At 48.4% G+C, this 25,109-nt stretch carries 24 protein-coding genes, 1 tRNA gene, 1 other RNA gene and 1 pseudogene; 9 read left to right on the forward strand and 18 right to left on the reverse strand.

Annotated features, from left to right (window positions below; all coding sequences use genetic code 11):
* Nucleotides 1–65 precede the first annotated feature (65 nt).
* Nucleotides 66–971 (reverse strand): FKBP-type peptidyl-prolyl cis-trans isomerase, encoded by a 906-nt coding sequence (locus tag PRZ02_RS04070; RefSeq protein WP_449464575.1) that lies wholly within the window; start codon nucleotides 969–971, stop codon nucleotides 66–68.
* Nucleotides 972–1,056: 85 nt separating this feature from the next.
* Here PRZ02_RS04070 and PRZ02_RS04075 point away from each other — a divergent pair, with 85 nt between their 5' ends.
* Nucleotides 1,057–2,208, forward strand: a complete 1,152-nt coding sequence (locus PRZ02_RS04075) for a pyridoxal-phosphate-dependent aminotransferase family protein (RefSeq protein WP_449464576.1) — start codon at nucleotides 1,057–1,059, stop codon at nucleotides 2,206–2,208.
* Here the strand turns inward: PRZ02_RS04075 and PRZ02_RS04080 are convergent.
* The 4 genes from PRZ02_RS04080 to PRZ02_RS04095 all read right to left on the reverse strand — a co-directional run bounded on the left by PRZ02_RS04080 (nucleotide 2,205) and on the right by PRZ02_RS04095 (nucleotide 4,911).
* Complete coding sequence (locus PRZ02_RS04080; RefSeq protein WP_449464577.1) at nucleotides 2,205–2,567, reverse strand: hypothetical protein; 363 nt, start codon at nucleotides 2,565–2,567, stop codon at nucleotides 2,205–2,207. The two genes, PRZ02_RS04075 and PRZ02_RS04080, sit on opposite strands and share 4 nt — an antisense overlap.
* Nucleotides 2,554–3,339, reverse strand: coding sequence for a geranylgeranylglyceryl/heptaprenylglyceryl phosphate synthase (locus PRZ02_RS04085; RefSeq protein ID WP_449464578.1), 786 nt, complete (start codon nucleotides 3,337–3,339; stop codon nucleotides 2,554–2,556). Before PRZ02_RS04085 ends, PRZ02_RS04080 begins: the two co-directional genes overlap by 14 nt.
* 7 nt (nucleotides 3,340–3,346) lie before the next feature.
* Nucleotides 3,347–3,598: a hypothetical protein gene (locus PRZ02_RS04090; protein ID WP_449464579.1), complete on the reverse strand. Its 252-nt coding sequence runs from the start codon at nucleotides 3,596–3,598 to the stop codon at nucleotides 3,347–3,349.
* Nucleotides 3,599–3,699: 101 nt separating this feature from the next.
* Nucleotides 3,700–4,911 (reverse strand): NAD(P)/FAD-dependent oxidoreductase, encoded by a 1,212-nt coding sequence (locus tag PRZ02_RS04095; protein WP_449464580.1) that lies wholly within the window; start codon nucleotides 4,909–4,911, stop codon nucleotides 3,700–3,702.
* A 219-nt stretch (nucleotides 4,912–5,130) separates the two neighbouring features.
* Between PRZ02_RS04095 and PRZ02_RS04100 the strand changes: the two genes are divergently transcribed.
* Nucleotides 5,131–5,364, forward strand: a complete 234-nt coding sequence (locus PRZ02_RS04100; protein WP_449464581.1) for an LSm family protein — start codon at nucleotides 5,131–5,133, stop codon at nucleotides 5,362–5,364.
* Between the two features lie 36 nt (nucleotides 5,365–5,400).
* Here the strand turns inward: PRZ02_RS04100 and PRZ02_RS04105 are convergent, their stop codons facing one another.
* Nucleotides 5,401–5,937 carry a PadR family transcriptional regulator gene (locus PRZ02_RS04105; RefSeq protein WP_449464582.1) on the reverse strand — a complete coding sequence of 179 codons (537 nt, stop codon included), beginning with the start codon at nucleotides 5,935–5,937 and terminating at the stop codon, nucleotides 5,401–5,403.
* Between the two features lie 95 nt (nucleotides 5,938–6,032).
* Here PRZ02_RS04105 and PRZ02_RS04110 point away from each other — a divergent pair, with 95 nt between their 5' ends.
* Nucleotides 6,033–6,380, forward strand: a complete 348-nt coding sequence (locus PRZ02_RS04110; RefSeq protein WP_449464583.1) for a hypothetical protein — start codon at nucleotides 6,033–6,035, stop codon at nucleotides 6,378–6,380.
* Here PRZ02_RS04110 and PRZ02_RS04115 read toward each other — a convergent pair.
* From PRZ02_RS04115 to PRZ02_RS04125, 3 genes are read right to left on the reverse strand one after another with little or no spacing between them, the layout of a single operon-like run.
* The gene (locus tag PRZ02_RS04115) at nucleotides 6,370–7,419 is read right to left on the reverse strand and encodes a sn-glycerol-1-phosphate dehydrogenase (protein WP_449464584.1); all 1,050 of its coding nucleotides are present in this window, start codon (nucleotides 7,417–7,419) and stop codon (nucleotides 6,370–6,372) included. The two genes, PRZ02_RS04110 and PRZ02_RS04115, sit on opposite strands and share 11 nt — an antisense overlap.
* Nucleotides 7,420–7,466: 47 nt before the next feature.
* Nucleotides 7,467–9,386, reverse strand: coding sequence for a beta-CASP ribonuclease aCPSF1 (locus PRZ02_RS04120; protein ID WP_449464585.1), 1,920 nt, complete (start codon nucleotides 9,384–9,386; stop codon nucleotides 7,467–7,469).
* A gap of 18 nt (nucleotides 9,387–9,404) precedes the next feature.
* On the reverse strand, nucleotides 9,405–9,998 hold the full coding sequence (locus PRZ02_RS04125) for a proteasome subunit beta (protein ID WP_449464586.1): 594 nt from the start codon (nucleotides 9,996–9,998) through the stop codon (nucleotides 9,405–9,407).
* Between the two features lie 95 nt (nucleotides 9,999–10,093).
* On the opposite strand from PRZ02_RS04125, the gene PRZ02_RS04130 reads away from it, so the two are divergent.
* Nucleotides 10,094–10,603, forward strand: coding sequence for a UPF0179 family protein (locus PRZ02_RS04130; RefSeq protein ID WP_449464587.1), 510 nt, complete (start codon nucleotides 10,094–10,096; stop codon nucleotides 10,601–10,603).
* Here the strand turns inward: PRZ02_RS04130 and PRZ02_RS04135 are convergent.
* Complete coding sequence (locus PRZ02_RS04135) at nucleotides 10,562–10,855, reverse strand: hypothetical protein (protein ID WP_449464588.1); 294 nt, start codon at nucleotides 10,853–10,855, stop codon at nucleotides 10,562–10,564. The genes PRZ02_RS04130 and PRZ02_RS04135 overlap by 42 nt on opposite strands.
* Before the next feature lie 81 nt (nucleotides 10,856–10,936).
* Here PRZ02_RS04135 and PRZ02_RS04140 point away from each other — a divergent pair, with 81 nt between their 5' ends.
* Nucleotides 10,937–12,295, forward strand: coding sequence for a hypothetical protein (locus PRZ02_RS04140; protein ID WP_449464589.1), 1,359 nt, complete (start codon nucleotides 10,937–10,939; stop codon nucleotides 12,293–12,295).
* Here PRZ02_RS04140 and dnaG read toward each other — a convergent pair.
* The 5 genes from dnaG to PRZ02_RS04165 all read right to left on the reverse strand — a co-directional run bounded on the left by dnaG (nucleotide 12,292) and on the right by PRZ02_RS04165 (nucleotide 18,405).
* Nucleotides 12,292–13,641, reverse strand: coding sequence for a DNA primase DnaG (dnaG, locus tag PRZ02_RS04145; protein WP_449464590.1), 1,350 nt, complete (start codon nucleotides 13,639–13,641; stop codon nucleotides 12,292–12,294). The genes PRZ02_RS04140 and dnaG overlap by 4 nt on opposite strands.
* Before the next feature lie 13 nt (nucleotides 13,642–13,654).
* Nucleotides 13,655–13,966, reverse strand: coding sequence for a DUF2153 family protein (locus tag PRZ02_RS04150; RefSeq protein WP_449461528.1), 312 nt, complete (start codon nucleotides 13,964–13,966; stop codon nucleotides 13,655–13,657).
* A gap of 867 nt (nucleotides 13,967–14,833) precedes the next feature.
* Nucleotides 14,834–15,637 carry an ABC transporter ATP-binding protein gene (locus PRZ02_RS04155; protein ID WP_449464591.1) on the reverse strand — a complete coding sequence of 268 codons (804 nt, stop codon included), beginning with the start codon at nucleotides 15,635–15,637 and terminating at the stop codon, nucleotides 14,834–14,836.
* Entirely contained in the window at nucleotides 15,630–17,261 is a 1,632-nt protein-coding gene (locus PRZ02_RS04160; protein WP_449464592.1) for an ABC transporter permease subunit, read from the reverse strand. The genes PRZ02_RS04155 and PRZ02_RS04160 overlap by 8 nt, the downstream gene beginning before the upstream one ends.
* 778 nt (nucleotides 17,262–18,039) lie before the next feature.
* Nucleotides 18,040–18,405 carry a hypothetical protein gene (locus PRZ02_RS04165; protein ID WP_449464593.1) on the reverse strand — a complete coding sequence of 122 codons (366 nt, stop codon included), beginning with the start codon at nucleotides 18,403–18,405 and terminating at the stop codon, nucleotides 18,040–18,042.
* Nucleotides 18,406–18,777: 372 nt separating this feature from the next.
* Here PRZ02_RS04165 and PRZ02_RS04170 point away from each other — a divergent pair.
* Nucleotides 18,778–18,855 (forward strand) — tRNA-Met (locus PRZ02_RS04170).
* A gap of 376 nt (nucleotides 18,856–19,231) precedes the next feature.
* On the opposite strand, the gene PRZ02_RS04175 is transcribed toward PRZ02_RS04170, so the two are convergent.
* Together PRZ02_RS04175 and PRZ02_RS04180 are read right to left on the reverse strand one after the other, a co-directional pair.
* The gene (locus tag PRZ02_RS04175) at nucleotides 19,232–20,509 is read right to left on the reverse strand and encodes a TiaS agmantine-binding domain-containing protein (RefSeq protein ID WP_449464594.1); all 1,278 of its coding nucleotides are present in this window, start codon (nucleotides 20,507–20,509) and stop codon (nucleotides 19,232–19,234) included.
* A gap of 234 nt (nucleotides 20,510–20,743) precedes the next feature.
* On the reverse strand, nucleotides 20,744–20,980 hold the full coding sequence (locus tag PRZ02_RS04180) for an Lrp/AsnC family transcriptional regulator (protein ID WP_449461534.1): 237 nt from the start codon (nucleotides 20,978–20,980) through the stop codon (nucleotides 20,744–20,746).
* Between the two features lie 108 nt (nucleotides 20,981–21,088).
* Between PRZ02_RS04180 and PRZ02_RS04185 the strand changes: the two are divergent.
* Nucleotides 21,089–21,571 (forward strand): annotated as a pseudogene (locus PRZ02_RS04185) (DUF367 family protein); the annotation flags it as partial.
* Between the two features lie 26 nt (nucleotides 21,572–21,597).
* On the opposite strand, the gene rnpB reads toward PRZ02_RS04185, so the two are convergent.
* Nucleotides 21,598–21,887, reverse strand: an RNA gene (gene rnpB / locus PRZ02_RS04190) — RNase P RNA component.
* A gap of 1,592 nt (nucleotides 21,888–23,479) precedes the next feature.
* On the opposite strand from rnpB, the gene PRZ02_RS04195 reads away from it, so the two are divergent.
* The gene (locus PRZ02_RS04195; protein ID WP_449464595.1) at nucleotides 23,480–23,875 is read left to right on the forward strand and encodes a hypothetical protein; all 396 of its coding nucleotides are present in this window, start codon (nucleotides 23,480–23,482) and stop codon (nucleotides 23,873–23,875) included.
* Between the two features lie 85 nt (nucleotides 23,876–23,960).
* Nucleotides 23,961–25,106 (forward strand): non-homologous end-joining DNA ligase LigD, encoded by a 1,146-nt coding sequence (gene ligD / locus PRZ02_RS04200; protein WP_449464596.1) that lies wholly within the window; start codon nucleotides 23,961–23,963, stop codon nucleotides 25,104–25,106.
* Nucleotides 25,107–25,109: the final 3 nt, after the last annotated feature.

A 25,109-nucleotide genomic window follows, 5' to 3' on the forward strand; every position in this document is an offset into this window, starting at 1 on the left:
TTGTGGGGCAGTCAAAAGCCCATCATATCTGCGGGACTGAGTTATCCCGCCCGTCAATCACAGCGTCAATCTGCGGGTTTTGCGGATTCCGATTTCTTGTTTCTTCTTGTTTTTGGAGCTTCGTCCTTGCTTTGGTTTTCCTCAGAGCCTGACCCCGTCTCTTCATTTTTCCGTTCTCCCTGAGAGCTCTCGGAGGTCTGCGACGGCTGTACAGTGGGCGCGGCCTGTTGTTCTTGCTGTGAGGGGGCTTGCGCCTGCGCTTGCGTCTGTTGAGCGGGTTGTTGCGGCGCTTTGAACATGTAGGTGTCCACGAAATGTATAACGTAGACGTTCGGGAAGTACTTGTTTATATCCCTGGCCGCAGCTGCCTTATAATAAGCAGCGTTCTCCATCAAGTTCGCGCTCTCCGGCAACTGAACCGTGCATGAGTTCTTATCCAGGACCACAACTATGTCATCCCTCTTAAGTCCCGAGAATCTCCTATGAACGAGTGCCTTGATCTTATCCTCGTCCTTCTCCAGTTTTTCCCTGACCACGAACTCGTAGACAAGCGTTTTACCGGCCCTTGGATCATTGAAGTCTATTAAGACCCTTCCGCCTCCGACACTTAAAACGGTTCCAACTTCGCCGTTGACCTCCACAAGTGCACCTACCCTTGGAGGCTCGCCTTTTTCAAACGCTCTCATGGAATAGTGCCTCTCTTTTCTTGGGTCTCTTGGGCCATATCCCTTATCGTACGGCACTTCCACCTTTGATTCCTTGCCCAGCTCAGCGCTTCTGAGCGCCTCTTCGAATCCCTTAGTGACCCAACCCTGACCTAAGACCACCAAACGAGGGCCATAAACGTCCCCTTCTCTGTAAATCCCCGCTGACTTAGCTACCTCTTCTACCGTTGTCTCGAATACTTTTCCGTCGTCCTTGTTCTTCGTGGTATAGTCCACATATATGAACGATCCGTCTTCAAATGGCAATGCATATGCTATATGATACTTGCCTTTATTCTCTTCGTTTTTTAAAAGGCGAAAAGCTAAATTGGCTCCAGATGCAAAGATCAAGTTGAAATACGACGATGATGACTTATTGCTGCTGACTCCGGGTCCCGTGAAGTTGCATCCTCGCGTGCTAAAGGCACTTTCAAGCCCCGTCAGATACCATCGCGAGAAGAGCTTCATAGACTCGTTGGAGTTCGTGACCAAGTCGATCTCCAACCTAGAGGAAACCAACAACCTTACCATTCCTATAACGGGCTCCGGCACGGCTGCCATGGACTCGGCGATTTCCTCTATGATTAAGCGCGAGTCCAAAGTGCTCAGCTTTGTTAACGGGGCCTTTTCCGAGAGACTCTACAACATATCCAAGTACTATTCCGATAATGTCACTCCTTATTTTAAGGAGTGGGGAAAGGCCATAACGGCCGAGGATGCCAAAAAAGCGTTTGACGAGAAGGATTTTGACTTCGTAACCCTAGTGCACAACGAGACCTCAACGGGCGTGCTAAATCCCATGGATGAAATAATGCAGGAGGTCAACAAAAGAGGGACCATATCAATAGTTGACGGCGTAACTTCCGTCGGCGGTGACAGGGTTGAGGTCGATAGGTGGGGTATCGACGCGATGATAACGGCCTCACAGAAGTGCTTGGGAGGACCGCCTGGCGTATCGTTTATAACTCTCAGCAACAGGGCGCTATCCATAATTGAAAAGTCCGATAGAGGACAAAACTATTACTTAGACATTAGAAATTACATCAAAGGTGGAAGGGTCGATGTCCCTTTTACCACCGCCACTTCCCTCATCATAGCCTTGGAGGAAGCCATAGCCATGATTTACGAGGAAGGGCTGGATAATAGGATAAATAGGCATAGGTTAATGGGAAAGGCCATAAGGGCTGGAGCTCAAGCCATGGGATTAGAGCTTCTGGCTGAGAGAGGACATGAATCAAATACGGTGACGGCAATCAAGATCCCTGAAAAGGCCGAATCCGTGGTTTCACAGGGAAAAAAGTATGGAGTGCTCTTCGCAGGGGGACAGGGAAAGCTCGCAGGAAAGATCATTAGAATAGGACACATGAACACCGTCGGGGAAAGAGAGGTGCTAACGGGCCTGTCGGTGCTCGACGCCGTGCTAACGGACCTAGGAATCGCGCACGAGACCGGAAAAGGAACGCTGGCCGCTCTCAAGGAGCTTTCTTCAACGGGCAGGAATTAGCCCATGATTTGATTCGCTGCCATGTTGCGTATCCTTTTTAAAGATAGCTTTTTTTTACTGAGATTCTGCGATATACGTTCAAGCTCGTCAGGACTTATTATGGGGCCCTTTATAACGTACCCGTTTTGCAACATGTACGTGTTGCTGTTCCAAAGTTCCCTATCAAATGACAGCGCACGCGCTTTGGCACATCTCTCTATTTCCTTCTGGCACTCCATGAGGATTTCCTTGATCCCATGCCCATCTGTTTCACCAATGTCTTGAATTAGCTTCGGCGAGCCCGCGCAGAGGGCCGCCAAAGCCACGAAAGCCGCCACCTTTCTTTCTGCCATGGCTAATTCTTCATTAACCAGACTCATCGTTTCTGGTCGCCTTGAGCTTTGCTCCCTCCTCGCATCCCTCAATTATCTCTTTTAAGGAACCGGCGCCCCGCTCCTCTACAACGCTTCCAGTAACCACTACATCAGCTCCCGAGTAAACCACAGTTTTTGCGTCCTCTCCCCTCCTTATCCCTCCTCCAACTATCAACAGAACGTCGCGAGGGAGCGCATTCCTTACGCGAGACACCGTGCCTGGCGGTATAGGAGCAGGAACTCCTGAGCCTCCTTCCAAGTATATTGCGTGCATTCCCATAAGCGAGGCAGCCAAGGCGTAGGCTGTAGCCGCCTTATAATTCGCGGGCTCAATCTCCTGAGTCATACCCATTACGGAAACCATGCTGCTCTTCCCAAACACTATGTATCCAACAGGAATGACCTCTAGGCCTATTCTCTTGATAAGCCCAGCGGCTTGGGCTTGAGCCCCTATGAGGAAGTACGTGTTAAGCGAATTCAAAAGCGAGAGGAACAGTATGGCATCGGCGTTCCTAGCTACCCCGAAAACACCTCCAGGAAACAGAACGACGGGCTTATTTGAGATCTGCTTTATGCTCGAGATCACTTTCTCGACCTCTGGCGGATAAAAACCGGTGCTGCCCCCTACGAGGAACCCGTCTGTTCCCGATTGGTCTATTTCCTTTATGCTCCTGCTCAGGGAAGCGTCGGTTTTTTCGGGATCAACTAACGTGAAATGAAAGAAGCCCTTTTCTGAAACGGTCTTCCTGATATATTCCTCAATATTGCTATTGTGCATGGCTACCTCACGCCAGGCCAGCTATTATGTCAACGAGTTTGTTATAGGCATCAACGGCTTGTTGGTTCTTATTCACCACGACCTTCTGCGTGAAACCGCAGACACCGCACTTTAACGTGTATTCCTTGTCTCCATTTTCGTTGGTAGAGGTTAGAGTTGCCACCAAGCTCTCGCTATCGCATTTAGGACACCTGAACACCTTCGGGATTCCTTTCTTTGCCCGCACCGGATTTATTTTCCTTCTTCTTCTCCTTCCCATTTACGTATTAATTTACCTCAAATATTTAATGGTTTGGCGAGGAATTGGACCATGCCTAGATACCACTCTCAAGGGATCTAATTTTGACCTCTCTTAGTCCTTTACTGCCTTCGCATCGACGTGAGCATAAAGCTCGAGTACACCATGTCTTTAGCGAACTTGCTAAGGGGAGACGCCAGCACTGAGTAACACTTGCCAATCCAGTCAAGACCTGGCTCCTTGTACTCATAATGGTCACCCGCCCATGCCAATCCACTGTTCTCCCTCCTACCCAAGTCGCACCCGATTATCACGCCCTGATCACCCAAATCCATAAGCAACACCATCGAGCTCATGCCTTGGGGATCTACTGGCTCACCAAGTACCTCCCCAGCAACCTCGGCAGCGCTTGAAAGAGTCAAAAAGTGTACGGGTACTCCGGCAGCAGGCAGGCTCAAGAAGGGCATTGAGTGCTCACCAGGGAGGAAAACGTCATCGTACTTCAAACTTCTGGCGTTAGAGGGATCCACGGCAGTCCACTCGCCAGCTGGAGTGCTGGCCGTAAGCCCAGACTCCCGGAATGCAGGAGGGAGCCTTATTGGAGGTATAACCACAAGGAGGTCGTAGGGTACTTCCTCTCCTTCCAATACGACCTTCTTTCCCACTTGGTCTATCTCTACGGGTTTAGCTCCCCCTACGTAGTTTATACCCCGGCTCTGAAACCTCTCTTCAAGGTAACCCGAAATCTCCCTTCCTAGAGGCTGGACAGGTTTCTTAAAGGGATGTATCAGAGTTATCTCAGCTCTATCTCTTATCGCTCTCTTTCTTAGAGAGACGTCAAGCCTACTCGCGAGCTCAAACGGATACATTCCGCACCGATGGACCATTTCTGGAGCGAATATGACGAGCTTACCACCTCCAAAAGAAGAGAGGGCCTCCCTCATCTTCAGCGCCCCTTCCAGCGTATAGTTGTGAACCCCTGCTGAGAGCCCATAACTTGAGAAGTCATACACGGAGCCAAGGCTGGCTATCAAGTAGTCATAGGCGACATCTCCCGATTCGGTCGTCACCTTCCTGTTTTCAGGAGCAATCTTCGTTATTTTGGCCTTCACCACCTTTACTCCCCTTTGAGAGAGATGAGAAAGCGGCTGGTATATCTCGGATGGATCCATGCCCCCAAAGGCAACATCGCTGAGGTAAGGCGGCCAGTAGAAGTAGTCTGAATCGCTGATAAGAGTTATTTCTGCTTTTCCTTTAAGGCGCTCAGATAGCCTTTTTGCCGCCACAACCCCCCCTACGCCTCCTCCTGCAATAAGCACTTTCTTGGCGGTCATAGGATGACTTAATCGAAAGTCATACGCTTTTCGCTTTATACCTAAAATCTGAGGGGTCATATTATGTTAAGGCTTGAGAGCTTTGGCCTGTATATGACTAGTCAACCACAGCCGAACGCAGGCAAGGAGCTGAGGGCGTGGGCTTAAGGCCCAAAATGACGAGGCCTTACTCAACGCGGGTGCGATAGAGTTAAGTACAACGGCCCCGGATTACTCAGATTGTCTGAACCGGCCACACAACAGCTTATGGATAGCTCGTTTGGAAAAACCGTGTTACTGGTGTTAAAAGGAGGAAAAACGATTAGAGGCCTCCTCAAGAACTATGATATATACCTTAACGTTGTGCTGGAAAACGCCGAAGAGGTATCTCAAGATGGAAAAAGTAGGGATCTGGGAACTATTGTAGTAAGAGGCGATAATATAGTAATAGTTTCTCCCGTGGCGCAGGGATAACGTGCCTTTTGCTAAAGCATTGCAAGAGCGCTGTTATTAGTTACTCGAGTTGCTCTTATCCTTTTGCCCTGCGGATTGCCCTGCGGATGTCTCGCCCTCAAGCTCCTTATTTATCCTTTCAAGCTCGGATTTCAAGAAGTCCCTATAGCGCTCCTTGATGCGCTTTAGCTTTACCTCTGGGCCCACCTTCTGCTTAAGCTGGCTTACACCTGACGTAACGCTATCGATGACTTCAGAGGTGACAAGCAAGTTCGTATCGGCGATCTTGGTTGCGAGCTCTTCTATGGCAGCTATCCTGTCAATTAACCCCGCCTGATACTTGTAGTAGTCGGCCAGTTTGGCTTTGCCCTTCTCAGTTATCTTGTACTTTCCGTCCACCTCTTCTATGAATCCCTCATCAAAAAGCCTCCCAAGCATTGGATATATCAGTCCTGGTGAGGGTTTCCAATGAAGGCTTGGATCCAAAGAGGCAGCGTCGATTATCTCCTTTCCTGTCATGGGGTTCTTCGAAAGCAGGTAAAGAACGTAATAGCGAGTGAATCCTCTTGGAACCGCATCTTTAACTTCGCTCATATGGTTATTATTACCATCGCTTTTAAGTATATCGCTAGTGATATAATTATTTTCAACAAAAACGAGAAAACCTCGCGCGAAATACCTCTCAAGTAATGGAGGGCAGTTCGTTGGATAGGCTTGAGCGCGACCTACAAAGGCTGAGCGCGGCCACGCAAAAGATAGCCTTGCAAAAGTACATGGATCAAAGGACCGACATGGTGGAACTTTACATATCCTTGAACCGGTTTATGGCGCGGCCCGATAAGAAATCGCAACAGCGTTGTCTTGAAGAAATTGATAGGTTAATGAAGCGCTATCCGCATGGAAATGCAGATGTCGGAAAGAAGCTCATGGCTTTGGGCATGATTTTGATTGCTGCCCCAGAGCCCATAACCACTGCCATTGGTATTGCCATGGTCGCGGCTGGTAAGAGGATGGAAAACGAAGGACCTAAGCGATGACCTTCGTGGAACGGGCTAGTTTTTCAGCCGCATCAAAGGTTAGACCTTCGCTCAATATGGTATACCTGTTATTTATCTTGTTGGCTATGGTTAGGGCCCTAATTATGTCTATATCCGCGACCCCAAGGCCTCTGGCGTCAACTGGCGCGCCGACCTCCTGCAGCGAGAGCCTTATGTTTTCCCAATCTATACCGTGAAGCTTTGCCATCATTATAGTTCCAACTCCACACATCTCACCGTGCAGGGCCGCATCTGGGCGCAGCAACTGAAGTGCGTGAGCAAAAAGGTGCTCTGAACCACTGGCAGGCCTGCTGGACCCGGCTATGGCCATGGCAATTCCGGAGCTCACTAAGGCCTCGGCCAAAACCCTCACCCCAAATTCGCTTCCATTTGCTATATAACTTGAGGCCCGCAATACATGCTCCGCGGAGAGCTCTGCAAGTGCGGCGGAGTAATCTCCATAATCCTCAACTCCTTTTTCGCTTGCAAGTTTCCAGTCGAGCACGGCTGTCTTCTTTGCCACGGTATCCCCAAAGCCCGCCGCCGCGAAGCGGTGAGGTGATGACGTAGCCACACCCAGATCCACGAAAACGGCCCTAGGGACTTTGGCAGCCATGGATGTTGGCCCGTTATTCGACCTAAGGGAAGCACGCGGAGACGCTATTCCATCGTGAGAAAGCGAGGTGGGGATCGAAACGTTTGGTATACCCAACCGTAAAGATAGGAACTTCCCAGTATCTATGATGGATCCTCCTCCTATTGACACGACGGCGGAGTAATGAGATAACCTAAGCCTTTGGGACGCCGCCAAAACCTCGGCCAGCGATGGAGGGGTGCCTACCTCAACATCATCAAGAGCAAGCCCGCTTAAGACCCCTGAAAGCTTGAGATAAGAGCTCTTACCATGCACAAAGAGCACCTTGCCACCAGACGTGAGGTTGTTTATGTATTCCCTTGCGGCGTCGGATAATCCTGGCCCTATCGCGACCTTCTCCGGAAGGAGAACATCGTGTATGCCCTTGGACTTCTCTTCGTTCAAGCTTGACGCATCTACATATTCAGCTCAAATTATAAGTTTCTCTACCTTCAGTAAACCCTTATGGCATCCATGACTTCAAGGCCAAAGGCGTTGACATGAAGGCGGAACCTAAGATACGAAGCTAGGTCATCGATCTTCCTTGGCTCGCCATGGTTCACTATTATGGTCTTAGGGCGCATTCTGAGCCTTTCGACGAACTGGACAAGTTCCCTTCTATCGGAGTGCCCAGATAACCCCTCTATGGGGATGACCTTCATCAAGACCTTGAATGTTTTCTCCTGGCCTGCTTCGTCCTCTAACTGTATCTCGTTGGCCCCTTTGGCTATCTTCCTGCCGAGAGTTCCCTCCGCTTGGTAGCTCGTGAATATTATGGAGTTCTTCTCATCCTCAACCATGTACTTGAGGTAGTCCAGCGCCGGCCCTCCCGTAAGCATGCCAGCTGGTGCCATTATTATACACGGCTCTCCCTTAGCTAGTTTTTGCCTGTCCTCTATCCTTAAGTGCATGTCAAAGTTCTCGTGCATGAATGGATTCTCATCGTAATATATCGAGTCCCTCAAGTCCCTGCTCAAAACCTCAGGATGCGCCATGTGAAGTGCGGTGGTCTCGTAAAGCAATCCCTCCATGTGAACCTTTGTCTTAGGAAGCGCCCGGTCATTGAAGGCCTGCGCGAGTATGACCATGAGCTCTTGCGCCCTACCAACGGAAAGCACGGGTATTAGAACCCTTCCTCCATGCTCAAGGGTAACTCTCACCGCCTCAATGAACTGCCTTTCGGCCTCTTCGCGGGGCACCATTATGTCATTCTTAGCCCCGTACGTGCTCTCCATGATAAGGGTCTCCACGCGGGGGAAGTCCGTTTCAGCCCTTTGAAGAAGCCTTGTGTCGGCATACTTGAAATCACCGGTGTAAACTATGTTATGTTCCCCTTCCCCTATGTGAAGATGCGTTATAGCAGAGCCAAGTATGTGACCAGCATTGTAAAGCGTGGCCTTAACGTCGGGGGATATATCTACAACCTCTCCATATTCAAGGGGGATCGTGTGAAGAAGGGCCTTCTTGTAGTCGTTAACACCGTAGGGGGGCTTTTCTCCTCCTTTCTCGGTTATATCCATGTAGTCGCTTTGGAGCAAGGCCATGAGCTCCATGGTGGGCCTCGTCATGTATACGGGGCCACGGTAACCGTACTTGAACAGATAGGGAAGAAAGCCCATGTGGTCTAGGTGAGCGTGGCTGATTATGACGGCATCAAGCTCATCAAGATCAAAATCAATCGCGTCAAGCCTGGGGAATTCGTCAAGTCTGTTAACAGCTCCTGGCTTAACGCCACAATCCAGAAGAACCTTGCTAGACGCCGTCTCCACAAGTATCGAACTCCTTCCAACCTCTTGAAATCCTCCTAGTGCCCTCACGGTCACGTAGTTGTTCTTATATATGAGGGGCCTATGTATGCTCTGTCCCACTTCTCTTAGGAAGTCCTTCCTGTAATCTCCCTCATTATTCATCAGCGACAAGATCCCCTTAAGCGTGGCGGACTTTATTGGGGGAGCCCTTATGAAGAGCGGTCTCCAACCAGTCTTCTGGGCTATTTCCTTGAGCAATGGGCTGCTAGGCCCGCCCAAAGGACCATACTTCTTTGCCACTATCATGACCTCGCCCTCGTCTTCATTAAATATAATGCTCTCCAAGCCGATATCATCGCCCAAGGTCTCCCTTATGAGCTTCTCGGCATCTTCCTGAGGCATAAGCTGAGACGGATCGGTCCTTACAATAATCCTGGTCTTTATCTGCTTTGCCATGCTTCTCACTATGCTTTCATCTGCAAGGAGCGCCTGTGGCTTCTCGCAATACAGCGCTATGTTGGGCCCCTCAAACTCGACCTTCGTGAGCCTGGCTTCCGGAGGGACGCTCCTGAATATTACCTCCCTTATCTGCTTCAGCCTTGCTTCGAGGTCATAATCAGCCAAAAAAGTTCACCGGATTCCTCATAACTTTTTAGCGCCCTCTTTGGTTATTGCCACCACGTCGACGCCTTCTCCTGTGGCTGTATCCCACTCCATTGCTGCTTGTATTGCCCTTCTAACTATGGGTAGGGCCTCCTCCACCTTCATAGAAAGGAAGTCGTGACCCTGAAGCTCTCCGAGCGCGACTGGCGAACCCGAGCCCGTAGCTATGAGTTTTTCCTCTGTCATAGCACCGAAGAAGTCCACGGCGAACAGCGAAGGGCCATCGTCGTCATATCCTCCGATTATGAGTTGAATTGGGTAATGCGCGAACCGATATTGCCCTCCCATGTTCTGGGCTGCAAGCGACGCGAGCGCCCTAACGGACATCCTTCTGCCATAGGTCATCTCGAACAGGTTGGCCTCACCCTTAAGCTGATCTATCAATATCTGAGCCTCAGCAACTGTACCAGCCATGGTAACCGCTATGTATTGCTTTATCAAGGAGATCTTGTCAGTCCTCTTGTGGCTTATGAAGTAACCAGAAACCGCCCTCTTGTCAGCGGCCATTATGACACCATCAGAGCAAAGTGCACCGACCGTCGTAGTACCCTTAAAGACTTTAGCTGTTTGCAAGCTAGAACACAATTGTATTGTTTTTTTGCTTTTAACGTTATCGGAGCTCGGCGAAACCCCAGCGGACCTCTTAAATGCGGATCGTTCTTTAAAATATGCAGGAGAGAAAAGTTGTGCTTATGCCGGCCGAGTCCGCTAAGGTCGGCTACACTTTCAAGAGGTGGGTTGGTGAGTCGGATTGTTTGGATTGCCCTTTGCGCGACTTTTGCGGAGGAGACCTTGACCCAAAAGCCAATTATAGGGTAAAATCCGTTAGAGATGCCGGGAGAAAGTGCCCGAAGACAGGAGAAGACCTGAGGGCAGTCGAGATAGAGAGAGCACCAATAGTGACCGTAGTGGAGAAGAAAGGACTCATAAAGGGAATGACGGTGACCTTCAAAAAAGTGCCATGTGATAGCATCCTAAACGAGTACTTCTTTTACTGCCAAAAACAACTCGATGAGGGCGATAGAATCAGGGTTGAAGAAGTGCTCCGGGACGTAGTCATAAATGGGCATGAGTACGCCATGGTCAGGGGTTCTCTGAAGTCCGAGACCTCAGGCGGCAAGCAGAAAAGAGATCGATCACTGCCCCATATATTTACTCTTAAATTCCTTTATCTTTGATGCCACAACCTCGATGTCCCACGAACTTATGTTAAACCTTGCGAGATCTACTTTCCACTCCCCATTCTTGTTTCTCCAGCGGTAGAGCCTAATCTGCTTCGACCCGTTTCCCGTTTCCACGGCGAGTATGGCCTCCCAGAAATTTTGGCTTTTCAGTATAGTGTATCCATCGAGCACCTTGTAGAAGTCACCAACTGGATACGTAGTTCCTTCCTTCGTTTGCCCCTCAGGGGCTCCTTCTTTTTCGCTCAATTTCCATAGAACAAGCGGGCACAAATTTAAGTCTAGCCGTTAAATACAAAAAATTTATAATTCACAGCATCTAAAGCTTATATGGAAGAAGAAATTTTTCCCATAATTGCAAGAAAAAACACCACCGGGGAGCTCGAGATATGGTATACCGATGGCGAGAGGCGTTACAAGGCGCTGTCAACGCGAATAGACAGGATCCCGCTCTTCAAGTGGTGTAAGGTCGAGCTCACGCCAACATATTCCTACGGCCCTGAGCAGCAGGCGCAGTTCGCAATTGAGAGGGTTGAGGATTCGGAGAGAAAGGAAAAGCCGAACATCAGGTGGGTACTGATCGATATGATCGCATGGCCGCGCTTCAAAATATACAGCTCGTTGAGGAGCACGTTTGGGGATGAAGTCGAGGGCGAGGGCTTGTTTGCAACCATAGGCTATTATGATCCAGATTTCATAGGGATAACCACGCGCAGCAGGCGCGCGCTTGACTCGCTGGCCCTCGACCACGCCAAGGAACTCAGGGCCCTTGGCAGAGATGGTAAGGGATCGATGATAAAGGGATGGGGTATTCCTAAGTTGGAGGGAAGGATCGCTTTTGATCCCCTAGAGATTTCACACCTTACGGGTCTTTACGATCTTCCGGGTCCTGATGCTTTTCCAACCCTGCTGGAGGCGGTCGAGTTCCTCATGCAATTGTCCTCGTCCTCATACTCGTTTCTGCTGACATCTGGCTTTAACTCGATAGCATCCCTCATACGTAAGCGCAAAGAAAATGAGGCAGTCTACGCAAGAACTGGCATACATGAAGGAGCTTTTTACGATTCCGTTGTACTGGCAAGCGATCTGGCCGATCTGGCCAAGATAGCGGACTCGCAGTTGAAGATGAAGCTTCTCTCTCAGGTCGCCGAAGGGCTACCCGCAGGAGAAAGCGAGGGCCAGCCCCTTTACAAATGCGGAGCAAAGATCATATCAGGTGACGGCATTGGAACTGCTGTGGCAAAATACAGCAAGGTCCTCGTGGGAAGGAGAGAAAGAGAGTGGGCGGGGATAAGCAATGATGGAGTATTCGCTGAGTTCCAAATGAGTAATCCTAGATACTCTCCCCTAGCGAGAAAGTATCAGGCGTCCTTTATAGCCGCCGTGCTACAGAAAGGGCCAAAAGAGGCCAAAGACGAAATACCTCCATCAATGCCTGAAGTCGTAAGCCCGTTTCAACTGGTTGTCGAGAGAGAGATAAGAGTGGACGATTTAATCAAAAGGAGGAGAGGCGTCTTGATGATAGATGGAAGCCTGATGCCTCCTCTTTGGGTTAAGCCTGATTTGAGTGGCGTTGACCTAGAGGCTTACAAAAAAGAGCTATCAACTCTTCAGGCTCAGGTCCTATCGATTTTTGAACAAACCAGGCTGGGAGACTTCGGCACGCAAAGCCGACAACGAGGCTCCTAACGTTTTCTGAGTTCCTTTTCTGACATTATGGTGAGGCCAGGGGGGTTCTTGGAAACGTTGCCAACCCTTACCCCTATTATGGTCTTGACGTTCTTCTCTGCTGCTATGTCAACTAGGCGCTGGGTTATTACGCCGTCGAAAACGACCGCGTAGACCTTATCTGGCTCTGAATCTCCTAGCTTTTCGGCAAGATCTCCTACCGGAATGCGAGCTATTGTGTTTAGCTTTGAGTCAAGAAGCACTGCCTCCAGCGTCCCCTGGACGCTGTCCAATACGTCTATGACCTTCTTATCTACAGTAGGTTGAGGTGCGGCTTCCTCAAGATGAACCTGCTCTTCGCCACGAACCTGCGCAACCTGCGCAGGTGGTACGGCTTGCTCCTTGACCTCCTCTTTTTGCTGCTCCTCGACCTTCTCAACTGCTTGTTCAGCGACTTGCTCAGGCCGCGCTTCGACGCTCTCCTGCTCGGTAGCTTCGTGGGCTTCAACTCTAGCCCTTTCCTCGATGCGCTCACGGGTCTTAACGAATGGCTCTTTGGCATCTAGCGCTCTTGCTATCTCTTTGCCTGTTAGTTCCTCTACCTCCTTTCCGCTGGGAGCGCGGGCCACAAAATCGATGTCAACGCCAGCTTCCTCGAGCTCTCTCAGTATCATGTCGCCTCCGCGATCTCCATCGAGAAAGGCTATGAGGGTTCTCTCCTTGCCAAGCTCTATAACCTCTTTCGGGATGTTGCCGCCCGTAGCACCTCCCAAAGCCAAGGCATTCTTATACCCATGCTTGAGCAGATTAACGACGTCTGCCCTACCCTCCACAAGGATGACTTCCTCGGATTTCTTAACTTCAGGGCCAGCTGGGAGCCTTGACTGCCCGTACTCTTCGATCGAAGAACCCTTTATGGAATACATGAGCTCCATAAGGGCTTCCTCAACGCTACCTACGTTCTCCTGCTCTTTTTGTTTCTCAATTATTTCTTTCGTGCGCTTTAGTATCTCTTCCCGTTTCTGCTGACGCAAATCCTTAAACGATTTTAACTCTATGCGAGCATTATAGGGCCCTACCTTGTCGACGCTCTCTATTATAGCGATTATGAAGGCAGTTTCTTCCTTGCTGAGGTTAGATGGAACGGTTATCTCTCCTATTGTCTTCTTTCCCCTCACCTCAGAATTTATTTGAATCCTACCTATCTTACCCTTTTCTTGAAGCTCCCTTAGATCATATTCCTCCGTAAATAGGCCCTCTGTCTGGCCGAAAAGCGCGCCCACTATGTCAGCGCGATCAACTGGACCGTCAACTTCCAGCGAGAAGAGCGCTTCATACTTTGCGCTTGCTAAACTTGCTCCTCCCAAAACGTTTCACCGCTCACCTGACGCCAAAGGTATCCCCGGCGCCCTGTTCTTGTCCGGCGCGGCCCTTCTTTGTGGTCCACTTCAGGTCCATTTCCATGAACTCAAGGGCCACTTTCTTAAACCCGTCGAATAGCTCTCTCAATTCATCCTCCGTGAAGGTGTCGATTATGGCTGGATCGCTAAGCCATTGATTCCAGCCATTTACCGACTCCAATATCGCGAGATTGATAAGTCTCACGTCGGAGTAAAGGGATAACCTATCCCCATAATTCATCTTTTTAACCATATCCATTTTCTTAATCAATCTGTCTTCCCATGTGGACATTCCTAATCGCCTTAATGAATAAACTATATTATCTATATTTAACCTTACCGGGCTTAAGCGAGCGGAAATCCCATTCAGTAAAGCATACGATGAATAGCCCCTCTTATATGCTTTGTTGAACAACCCCTAAGTGACTTTTTTCCCTGGCCTTTTTGCCTCTCTTATTCTCACGTCTTTACCCTCGCGTAGCGGGCCATAAAGTCGTGAGCTTAGGCTTCCTGAGCAGCTCTACCACGAGCGTTCTCTTATTTCTAAGGGTTGAATGCTCATCGATCTTCCTCTTCACAGCGGGCAAGAAGCCCTCGACGGTCCGGCACATGCCATAATCGACCTTTTTCGCTAAACCTCCTGTACCGAAAGCGTGGCGCTTCCCGATCTCGTCAGTTCTTCTCTCAGACCCATGGAAACGATCCCTAATGATTTTTCCCTTATGTTCACGGCGCTCTCCCTTGCTCCCGACCTCAGACCTAATACGGTTTAATGACGTCTTTAGCTCTTGATGCTTAGTGATTTATTTCTGGGGTCATCCTCGTATGCTATGCAGGCCGTTATGCAGCAATCAGTTCTGGGTATCATGCGACCTACCCCCTCCCCTCCCCCCGCGTCGTTACGTGAGGACTTTGGGGGCCTCAAATAGCGTGGCCGCCTTAACCTCCCTTAGGGTTGCGCAGCCGAGCCACACCTCTCGTTAAGTCGCTGGACCGCGTTTGAATCGCGATCGCAGGTTAAACACAGGTTTCCAGCGATGAAATAATGACCATTAGCTTCCAAGCGTAGCGTTTATCGAGCACCACAAGCAGATGCATTCTTGCTCATTTCATCGTTCTCTTTAGCCGTTCAAGGGCGTTTTGCATTCTAAACAACATCTCATGTTAGAAGTGCAAAAACCTGGTCGACGTAAGTGTAAAACTCAAAGGACTTCTTATCCCTTGGCCGATTCAACAGGATGTCGATCTCACCCACAACGTGAGCGGGACGGGGAGAAAGGACAACCACCTTATCGGAGAGTTCTATGACCTCCTCAACATTGTGGCTTACCATTATAACGGAGCGTATCGGAGATTGGGGGTTAATGAGATAAGAATATACCTCATTTCTCAAGTGGTCGGCAGTTAATGGATCAAGCGCGCTGAAGGGCTCGTCCATAAGCAAAATCTCGGGCTCGAGGACAAGCGCACGCGCTATGGCCACCCTTTGTTTCATCCCGCCGCTAAGCTCGCCCGGATAAGCGTTCTCAAAGCCGCTCAGCCCAACCGCCGTCAGGGCCTTCAGCGCTTTTCCTCTCTTCTCCTTCGCGGGCAGCTGATCATTAGAATAAAGCGCTATCTCAACGTTCTCGAGAGCGGTTTTCCACGGTAGCAAAGCGTAATTTTGGAACATCATTGATATGTTCTTAATCGGACGAGTTACCTCTTGATCGCGATAATAAACATGACCGCTGGTAGGGCGCACAAGACCCGCAATTATCCTCAGCAGCGTCGACTTGCCAGCCCCGGATGGACCTATGATTGAGACGAACTGCCCATCGTTAACCGAGAAGCTTATGTCCTTAAGGACGTCGAGCACGCGTTTTTCAAGCTGCACACTATAGGATATCGACTTAACCGTAAGAAGAACTGCGCTCGTTTCCTCTTGTGGCTGGCCTTCATCCTGTGTGGCCTCTTCATACATTGTAGCTGAACCTCTTGGTCGTGTAATTATAAGCCCACCGCCAAAAAGTCAAGTTTATGACAACAATCAACAGCGACATGGAGATAATCGATAACCCGAGCAAGGGTAAGTTTCCTGAGTACGTAGCTATGTCAAGCAGTTTTCCTATGCCCTGGCCGACCTGGGTCAGTACCACCGATCCAGAGCTGGATGAAACGGCGAAATACTCAGCTACCATAAGGGTGTTCCAAGCACCTCCTATGAATGTTATAGAACCCGTGACTAGCGATGGCATTACGGCAGGTATATAAATATCTTTCCAGCGCCTAAGTCCCCTAATTCCGTAGAGGTCGGCGGCTTCTAGCATGGGCTTCGGTATGGTGCGGGCCGAACCTAGGACGTTGAAGAATATATACCAAAAACTTCCGAGAAAGATTACTATAGCAGCGACAAGCTCTCCCCTGAAAGGCAGCGTCAACAACGCAACTACCATTGCCGGAAGGAGTACCGGACCAGGTATCGAAGATATGATCTGAGTCGCTGTTGACACTGGCTCGTAAAGCTTCTCCGAAAGGGCGGCTTTTATTGCCAGAGGTACGCCTATCACAAGGGATATCGCGTAAACGCCCCATACGCGAATAAAGGAGTAAGCTAATGCCACGATGACCTCCCTCTCGAGATGGGCTAAGTAAAGCCAGAACGAGAGTTGAAAAATCGGATGGAGCGCCACTATGCCCAAGAATATTGTATGAATAATCAGGGCCAGTACGAAAAGAGAAAATACAATGACAGCCAGCTTGCCGACAAAAGTGGACCTAGTTCCAAGGCGCCTGTTAATGGACCTAGCCGCCCTTGAAAAAGGCTTGAATATTAGTCCGATTCCTTGAAGGTTATAAAAGATCTTTGCCTTTGCTTTTTCGCCTATCCATCTATAGCTTCTGTACACCACGTCCGGGCGCTCCGCTCTGGCCTCTTCGGCAGTCTTGAATTTCTCCGACCACAATGCCCATGGCCGTAGGAAAAGCGCGCGCGTGATCACAAGCACAACTAGCAAAAGCGCAATTGCTTCTGAATATGCGACGTAATTTCCCTGCGCTGCGTACGTTGCTATGGCAACGCCGATTCCATGGCTGACCGAGTAACTAGAATTGCCAAGTGTTATTATCTCACTCGAGACTAGGAAGAAAAGACCCACATCCCATGACACCAGGGCGTTGTAAGCGAGCTTTGGCCAAGAGGCAGGGATGTACAGGTGGCGGAGCTTTCCTAACGCTGACATACCTATGTCGTTGGTCATCTCTACGAATTCTTTCGGTATCGCCTTCACGGCCTCGTACACGGCAAAAGCCATGTTCCATGCCATGCTTGTGAATATCAGGAACACGACCGCAAGTTCGATTCCTGGCTTTCCTGGCAAAACTGCAATTATGGCAAAAATCATGACGGGAAAAAAGCCGAGTATAGGCACCGATTGCAGTACGTCAAGAGTCGGAAGGACTATCTTTTCGGCAGTTTTGTTTGTGGCTGCTGTCACGCCGACCGCCCAGCTGAATATAACGGAGAGCAGAAGGGCGGCTAACATACGCCACCATGAATAACCTATGTCAACGAGTATAGGTATAACGTAGGCCAGGGGGCTAGTCATTACTTTAAGCTACGCTTGCCCTTTAGGTTTTTTCAATGGGGTTGTCAGATTAGATTGGGCTACGTTAATGTACCGAGTTGATAGTTGAGCCGCGTCGCCGAATCCCTGAGGATTGCCTTCGTCTCGAGGGGAAAGTGTGTCAGCGAAAAATCGAGAATCTTCTTCTTGGCATTCCGCCTGGGTCCGTCACTGAGCTTGCCTAAATATGCGTACAGCGATGAACGGGGCAAGCCCAGTTGACTTGACAGCGCAACACCACCGATGCGATCAACTAAGAAGGATAGGAGCATCTTTGAGGCAGCCGGGGATATTAGGTCAACTAGCTCAAAAGACCCCCACCCCTCCATTTCCGGTGGAATAGCTTGTTTGTTTTTATTTTCGTGCGAACGTATTTTCTTTCTTACCATTTCCAGCTTTCCAGTAGAAGAACACGGGTGGGGGATATGTGTTTCTACCCGCAGACTAACGCTCTAATTGATGACATAAGCACATTGCTTTTTCGTCGTTATTAGTGTAGATAAGCAGATTACCTCTCGGAGCTTCCCATGTTAGGACTTAATTGGTTCATTGCCAAATAGATATCTGTTTTTATCTTAAGTCTATGTGAGGCGTCAATCAAGGTCGTACTTTGTGAGGAAAATTCAATTAAAAAAAGAGGGAAGAACGCCTACCCCTTACAGTTAATATGCATGTGCTTCATAGGAATATAAATTATGTCGCGCAAACCCGCTCTATCGGTGAAATGTGCGGTTTACGTTCTTTTAAGCCCCTTAATTCGCTAAGCAAGCCTATACTCTCTATGAACGCGGTTACCGCGACATACGAGCTTGCCGCTCTCTTTCATTCTACTTAGATAAGTAGATACAACAGGCAGTGGCACATCTCTGTTGAGTTGTTCACGCAATATGTCTCTTGCCCTTTTGCTGTCGAACCACTCCGTGCCGAAATATTGTACTGCGCTGTATAGCATATCCATTAGAGTACCCCTTTCTTCTTGCGAAGCGTATTCCGCGTATTGGTCCTGCCCCTCACCAATTATTGCCATTATCTTGTTGAGTTTTTCCGCGTCAAACTTACCACTCATAATTATGGTCAGTTTCGACCCGTTGCCATCCTTGACCTCAACCTTGACCTGGGGCTTCACGGTCAATACTTGACCCGTTAACAGTGCATATACGTTTTTTGTTGAAAATGATAATGTGTTAATCAGTTAACTCGCTCAAAGATCAGCCGTTAAACGTCTACTCGCGCTTGTGGATTTCCAAGCGCTCCAGTGGAAATACAGGGGTACTTTTGCCAGAGGGAGCGCGCAAACAGTTTAAAACTGTTGAAGCGGGCTTAGGCACGCTCTTGTAGAAATTCGGTAAACAGTACAACTGAAAGAGTTGACCTGGCATCGCGTACGTCGGTTAACCGGTTAAAGTTTCAGCAATAGCAATTTGAGTTTTAACCGTATCAGATATAGCGCGAACTGACAAACAAGCAACGCTTATATCCGTCCGTATCGCTAAAAAATAGCGAGGTAGAGAAGCCAGGTTATCTCGCAGGGCTCATAACCCTGAGATCCGAGGTTCAAATCCTCGCCTCGCTACCAATTATTAGTTCTCATCCAAAACCATGCTCCTTAATTAAGTGTCCATTAATTTAGACACCGCTATGTGCGGAGGCTATTCGATTTTTACGTTAAGTCGGCCCTAAAGGCGCAGTACAGCGGCGCCGCCATATAAGGCATGAGAGACCCTACGGTGAAAGTCTTTGAACGGGTATTATCTGAAAAGTACTGAATGATTTTCTTTTGAGATCGGCTTACCGGGTTGAGCAGCGGCAATGAGCAAATAGACCAAGTAGCGAGCTAAGGACCGGCTTTTATGTGCGCCCGGTTAGATTAATATGATACCTAAACCCTAGGTGAAAGACGAAGCGATTTTTGATCTGCGCGCTTCATCCAGTTCATTTATGATCATACTATTTTATGAGAGAACGGATTTGATCTCTTGAGGAGTCCGAATTGGCCTGCGGCCTGCGGGTTTCATAAGGTGCTTAAATGCAGATGCCGATGGTTGATATATCCTATTAACTATAATATCCCGCTTAAGGTAAAACCGTGCCCTGCCTATGGCCTGAACCTTGCATGTGTCACATATGTAACGCCCCGCGTTGACTTGCCTCATTTTTCTATGGCAAAAAGGGCAAGAGGGAACTTCATCATACAGGATTTTTGGTGCGATCAACACGAGCCCTTGTCCGTTGATGACCTTGCGTTGGGTCTCTGGCCGCACGCCGCCCCATACGCGCACAAGGTCACCTTTCATGAGTCTTCTAGCCACACGGTTCAAATTTCCCGTCTGCCTATAGAAAACTGCCTGCCCAGAATTCCCATCTCTATCAATTATGTCTATTACGACGTGCCCCCCAGGTGTTATGGTCGGATTTGAGACTACGCGCGCCTCTATGGACACGGTCGTGTACGGATATGCCAATCCAAAACCATTAACCCCGACTACATGCTCATTCGTTCCTTGGTTGGTCTTGAAGACCATCCAAAGCGAACATCTGTTCCCTAGCATCATCATTGCTGCTTTTAGTACCCTCGGATCTTCTCCCCTTATGCCGAATAAGACTGGGTCTGGGCCATGCGGATATATTAACGGCTTTCCCACTTCCCTGTCGAAGTTCGCGAATGTGACTGGAGCAGTTAGCGAATCCATCCAAAGTACGTCGTCACGAAATTCCGGACGTTCATAGTTCTGGTCGTCACGATAAGCTATCAATTCGTAAGTTGCATCAGACCATGGGTGATTGATAGCCGCTATGCAGCCTATTAACCCCCGCATCTTGCCCGGTTTCTTTAGAAAGTACTTAGAGGTAGGGCCTATTTTTTCCAGGGTGCGCTCTAGCTCCCTTTTCGTAATTATATCTCTAATCGCTTTAATTGCGAACCTTTCCTGCCTTTCACCTCCCCAACTTATAAGAAGAGAGGGGTTTGTTTTTCCCTCATCGCGCGCGGTAGCCATTACAAACGAAGCGACCTCTTCTACTTCCTTGTCAGTCAGAGAAGAAAGCCCTATTGCCAGAGCCCCATTTCCACGGGTTTTCCAAGGTATTTCGGGATTAAGCCTTATCAAATACGGAAAGTCCACCAGCCTGTCCTTAAACCGATAAGAGAGCTTAGCGGCGATCCAAGTCGTGCATCCTCCATAATAGGAGTCCGTGTCGTCTATTCCAATCCAGACAGGCAATTCACACATATAAGTGAGCCATCTTTTTGTCTTACGCTATCCTTAGAACATACAAGCCTGCCGCATATCTTACACGTGCCTATGCTAAGGTTGGAGTGACAGACCTCGCACATGGTTTCTTTGCAGACCGAGCATAAGCCCGCACCAACGTCGTAGTCGTCCTCGCAGACCATTCTGCCACATACTTTACATTTATAGACGGCTGGTTTTTCTCCGCATATGGCGCATACCTCTAAAAAAACTTTATTTTTCTTCAGTTACGATCATCGTAAGTGTAGACCTTACCTTATCTATCTTTCTTATCTTGTTTGTTACCGTGTCTTTTAGCGCCTCGAGGGTAGGTGCCTCTATCTTAACGATGAGATCGTAGACGCCGTATACTTCGTGAGCCTCTTTGACCTCTGGTATTTTCCTCAGCTGCTCTAGGGTTTCTTCTTCGCCACCGATTTCGGTATTTATTACCACGTATGCGGAAGCCAACTCAATATATTATGCGCGCAAGGCTATATATTTATCCCCTTAAGGAAAGAAAGCACCCTCAAAGCATCTGAAAGGGTTTATTAACAACAGCAAAGCTCTAAGTGAAGGATGCCGAAAATTTGGGTATATAGGAAAGGGGATGATAATCCCCACGCATGTACCGCGCTGCGCTTGGCCAAGGCAGGAGACGTTGAATTAGTCAGAAGCGTTAATGCAATTCCTAGAGGTTCGCTTTTGCTTGACCCGTTCTCTCAATACGCACTATCTCCTGCGGATGCTACATTTGTTGGATGGCATGGACTTGTCTTGATAGATTGTTCTTGGGAGCACGCCGAGCTCGTGTTTAAGCATGTGAAAAACAGGGTAAGAAGGGCTTTGCCTTTTCTCATAGCCGGCAATCCAGTCAAGCAAGACCAACCGGTTAACCTCTCTACTGCCGAAGCCCTTGCGGCCGCGCTTTACATACTTGGATGGAAAGATAAAGCGCTTGAAATTCTTAACCGCTTCAAATGGGGCGCGCATTTTTTTACCCTTAATCAGGACCTTCTCGACAAGTATGCGAGCTGTCTCACATCTAGGGAAGTAGTTGAGGTACAACTTAGTGAATTAGAAAGGAGGCGTGATGCCCGTAACCCGCCTTCTGTTCTAGATGGCATTTAACTAAGCGGGCTACCTTCACCTCCCCGTGGCTCTCATTGGTGATGCTTGCCCTTGCACGCCAGAGGCTGGCCATTTCACCACGGCAAGGGCTCGTCAACCGCTTGGTCTCCCCCTCATATGCCCTTCCGTGCCTCGTTTCTGTGCCAGGAGCATGGCTCTCGCCATGCACCGTTACGGTGCTCTGGTGCCACGGCGTGGGCGGAGTTTCCTCAGCACCTGAGGTGCCGATAGCCATCCAGCATCTCGCCTCCAAATAAAAACGCTGGTAAAAGATAAACATGATATAGCTAGTATATTGCCAGTAATACTATAAGAGCTCCGTTTACCATCAACGATACCAAATAAAGCTCCTTCTCCCTTGCCTGAAAGTGCATTTAGATCGCACATAAATTCTATTGTTTGGATGGGATCATACATGAGTTCCTTAGAAGTCTGGGCTTATTCCTTGGTTGCATTTCATCGCGTTCGAGTTTGTACTATGTATGAAAAACTATTATCGGATTAACGCTATGAGGGTGAAGCGTGACACCTGCGTAATGTTCCGGTGCAGGCATTTGCTCTAAGTGTTTTTCGGATTAAATCCACATAGACTTGTATTTTATTTTGGACAATATTTGCGGTATCCTGGGGCATTATGTGTACTCGATAATCGTATTTACGAAGGTACGTTATGCGATAGCTGTTTTTACATGTTAATGTGGTTGTTCGGTAATACATAGCACCAAGGGAACGATCATTTTTTGAAGTACTTGAGTTTTGGTGATCAAATCCCCAGCTTTAGTATGCGTAGAGCTCGTGATATTCTACTTTGTTCTCTCAAGCTAATGTTATTAATGGTAATCAGAACACGCAGAATCCTGATGATTCATTTGACAAACAGATATTGCAGTATGAGTCAAGGCCTCACCAGAAACCCAGTTGTTCTTAGCATTAATGCTGGTAGGTCTCATTAGTAATGCTCCTATGGAGTCTCTATACAATGAGGTCTTTGGTCTCAAAATCTAAGCGTAACGCTATGACCTGCTGCAATGGCCTCAGTGAGTCCTTGAGGCTTTGTGAGCTGTCCGGATCTGTTGCCATGAATTGCCGCTCCATTTGGCTGGATTTGCTTGAGAGTTCCTTACCAATTTTATGAGCGCATACGTATTTATTCTGAGCTTATAATCGAAGGGTCCTTCAATAATCAGAGGGGTATTGGCGGAATGTGCAGATGGCAGTATACGGACGACTAAAATAGCTCCGGTCTTCTAGCGACCGGCAGTCTACTGGTTTGCGCAAAGCTGTCGAACGTTCAAGCAAGTCTCGATTTGCAGACTGAATCATTCATAATTATCACTCTTGTCTAAGACTAAGTCGTAAGGGCGTTCGAGGGTTTTTCGGTTATTGGCGCGCGATGTGCGAATGATTGCCGATGTTTTACGTTGTTTATCCATATCCCGTTTGGAGTTTATATAAGATATTGTGATACGGAAGTTGCGCGATTGCGCTCTATATGTATAAAAATGATGCGTGTGAAATAGGTTAGCATAGCTTAGCGTTGTTAAGCATTGATATGTGGTATACGCAATATTAACATAGGGGGACTCCTTTAGGGTGAGTTGTGCTGAGTGCGGTAGCGACCTGGTGTATGTTGGTTACCCCGGCCGGTACTTATGGGTTAGGTTCGGTTTTCGCGATGCGTTTTTTGGGCAGTGGTTCTTTGTGTGGTTTGGTTGGCGTAGTGATTGGTGTCTTTTATGGGGTATTTTGGTATTTGTTATTGCTTGGTTGGAATTACTCATTGGGGGCTCTAAGGTGAGACCCTGGGCAATACTTAAATTGGTATCTGCTAGCTATGGTATGAAAGTAAGTACCAGCTTTGTGTTGCCGGATGAGCTGTGGAAAAAGATCAAGGTTACTGCGATCGAGCGTGGCACTACGGTGTCGGCGATTGTCGCTGAGGCGCTTTCAAGCGCTGTTTCCCGCGGGAGTGGTTCTGGTATGTTTATTCCCGAAGGAGCTCCCAAACATGCCTTCATGCTTAAAGTCTTGACGAGTGAAAACAAGCAACAACTGATGACTTCACTGATAACGGAGTTTATGGAGATGGGCGTAGGGGACGTGGATTTGCTCGGAAAGTACTTGAGGGGTGCCAAGGATGGCTGGAAGCATCCATCTAGAACGGGAAAGGAATCCGAGGCACTGACTTACTTGTTTAAGCTTTGTTCCGAACTGCATTATCCTGGTTTCGATTAATTAGCGGAATAGAAATCGCGTTCAATGACCGACCGGAAGAAGAGCTCTATGCGCAAAGGTTTTAACTGTAAATGCGTGTTCTGATATGAGGAAGCCCTCTGTAGCGGACAGGATTTTGCTTTTGTTATCTATAAAGGAAGAAGGCAAATACATAGGAATGGACCATATATACGAAAAGGTCGCGAGGGACACCAAGGCCTTTGAGAAGATTGATCTAACTAAGTCTGAGTTGGAGTCTGAGGTCAAACTTCTTATAGCTAACGGCCTTGTAGAAGAGTCGGCGGGGAAGTATGCGATAACTGATAAGGGCGAAACGGAGCTTGATAATAGACTTAAGGAGATTTCCGAAGGCCTTAATTTATCTTATGTAACCGTATGGAAGGCGAGAAAGTATTATCCGGAAGTAGCCAGAGCGTTGCTTCCTTTTTTGACCGACCGCCCAGTATCCGTTATTAAGGTGTTTTCGGGAAAGGAAGACCCCATACATCAACTAGAACCCCTTTTCGTGAGATACAAGAGGTACAAACCTAAGCCGCAGTTCATATCCATATCCAATGAGCAAGAGTTGCTAGCATACGTAGACGATCATTGTGTTGATTTCATACCTTATGTCAGCAAGTTCAATTCGAATTACCCTGACTACTTGATCCTGGATTTGGATGCAGGTGAACGGCTCAAACAAGGCGAAAGGGGATTCCTAATGGTCAAGGCTGTGGCTGAAGCTATAGTGGACTTAATGGAAGAAGCGCGCATAAATTATCTACTGAAGTTCAGTGGATCGCGTGGTTTTCAGATATGGGCCGCGCTGGATAACTCTAATAAAGTTATATCTGAAAAACCCGACGCTTATTCGTTCTATCGGCAGGTAGCTGTTGAAGTCAGAAACTACGTGGAAAAGAAGTTGGAAGAAGATAGATCATGGATAGAAGAGTATGGCCTTGGAGAGGTAAAATGGCCAGTAACTTCTTCTATTGTGGCAAAAAAAGAGGAGAGATCAGATCAAATATTGATAGATTGGTCAAGCATGAAGCCCAACGGTGACGTAAGAGCCCCTTACTCTATGCACTATAAAACGGCGATGATTTCGTTACCGATCTTCCCCTCCGAGTTAAGGCAATTCAAAAGAGAGACCGCGTCAGTTGAAAACGTGATGGCAGCTCCCATCAAGGAATTCCCGCCTCCTGCGCCATCGGACCCATCGGCTTTGTTTCGCATTTTAGGTATTACATGAACT

The organism is Tardisphaera saccharovorans, assembly GCF_046635845.1.
In the GTDB taxonomy this organism is placed as follows: domain Archaea; phylum Thermoproteota; class Thermoprotei_A; order Marsarchaeales; family UBA168; genus UBA168.

What these genes read in the sequence shown, in the direction of transcription:
- PRZ02_RS04085 (WP_449464578.1), bottom strand. Translation starts at nt 3,339, where the DNA reads ATGCACAATAGCAATATTGAGGAATATATCAGGAAGACCGTTTCAGAA.
- PRZ02_RS04160 (WP_449464592.1), bottom strand. Translation starts at nt 17,261, where the DNA reads ATGACTAGCCCCCTGGCCTACGTTATACCTATACTCGTTGACATAGGT.
- PRZ02_RS04195 (WP_449464595.1), top strand. Translation starts at nt 23,480, where the DNA reads ATGAAAGTAAGTACCAGCTTTGTGTTGCCGGATGAGCTGTGGAAAAAG.
- PRZ02_RS04105 (WP_449464582.1), bottom strand. Translation starts at nt 5,937, where the DNA reads ATGAGCGAAGTTAAAGATGCGGTTCCAAGAGGATTCACTCGCTATTAC.
- PRZ02_RS04155 (WP_449464591.1), bottom strand. Translation starts at nt 15,637, where the DNA reads ATGTATGAAGAGGCCACACAGGATGAAGGCCAGCCACAAGAGGAAACG.
- PRZ02_RS04090 (WP_449464579.1), bottom strand. Translation starts at nt 3,598, where the DNA reads ATGGGAAGGAGAAGAAGAAGGAAAATAAATCCGGTGCGGGCAAAGAAA.
- PRZ02_RS04175 (WP_449464594.1), bottom strand. Translation starts at nt 20,509, where the DNA reads ATGTGTGAATTGCCTGTCTGGATTGGAATAGACGACACGGACTCCTAT.
- PRZ02_RS04140 (WP_449464589.1), top strand. Translation starts at nt 10,937, where the DNA reads ATGGAAGAAGAAATTTTTCCCATAATTGCAAGAAAAAACACCACCGGG.
- PRZ02_RS04095 (WP_449464580.1), bottom strand. Translation starts at nt 4,911, where the DNA reads ATGACCGCCAAGAAAGTGCTTATTGCAGGAGGAGGCGTAGGGGGGGTT.
- ligD (WP_449464596.1), top strand. Translation starts at nt 23,961, where the DNA reads ATGAGGAAGCCCTCTGTAGCGGACAGGATTTTGCTTTTGTTATCTATA.
- PRZ02_RS04080 (WP_449464577.1), bottom strand. Translation starts at nt 2,567, where the DNA reads ATGAGTCTGGTTAATGAAGAATTAGCCATGGCAGAAAGAAAGGTGGCG.
- PRZ02_RS04110 (WP_449464583.1), top strand. Translation starts at nt 6,033, where the DNA reads ATGGAGGGCAGTTCGTTGGATAGGCTTGAGCGCGACCTACAAAGGCTG.
- PRZ02_RS04130 (WP_449464587.1), top strand. Translation starts at nt 10,094, where the DNA reads ATGCAGGAGAGAAAAGTTGTGCTTATGCCGGCCGAGTCCGCTAAGGTC.
- PRZ02_RS04150 (WP_449461528.1), bottom strand. Translation starts at nt 13,966, where the DNA reads ATGTCCACATGGGAAGACAGATTGATTAAGAAAATGGATATGGTTAAA.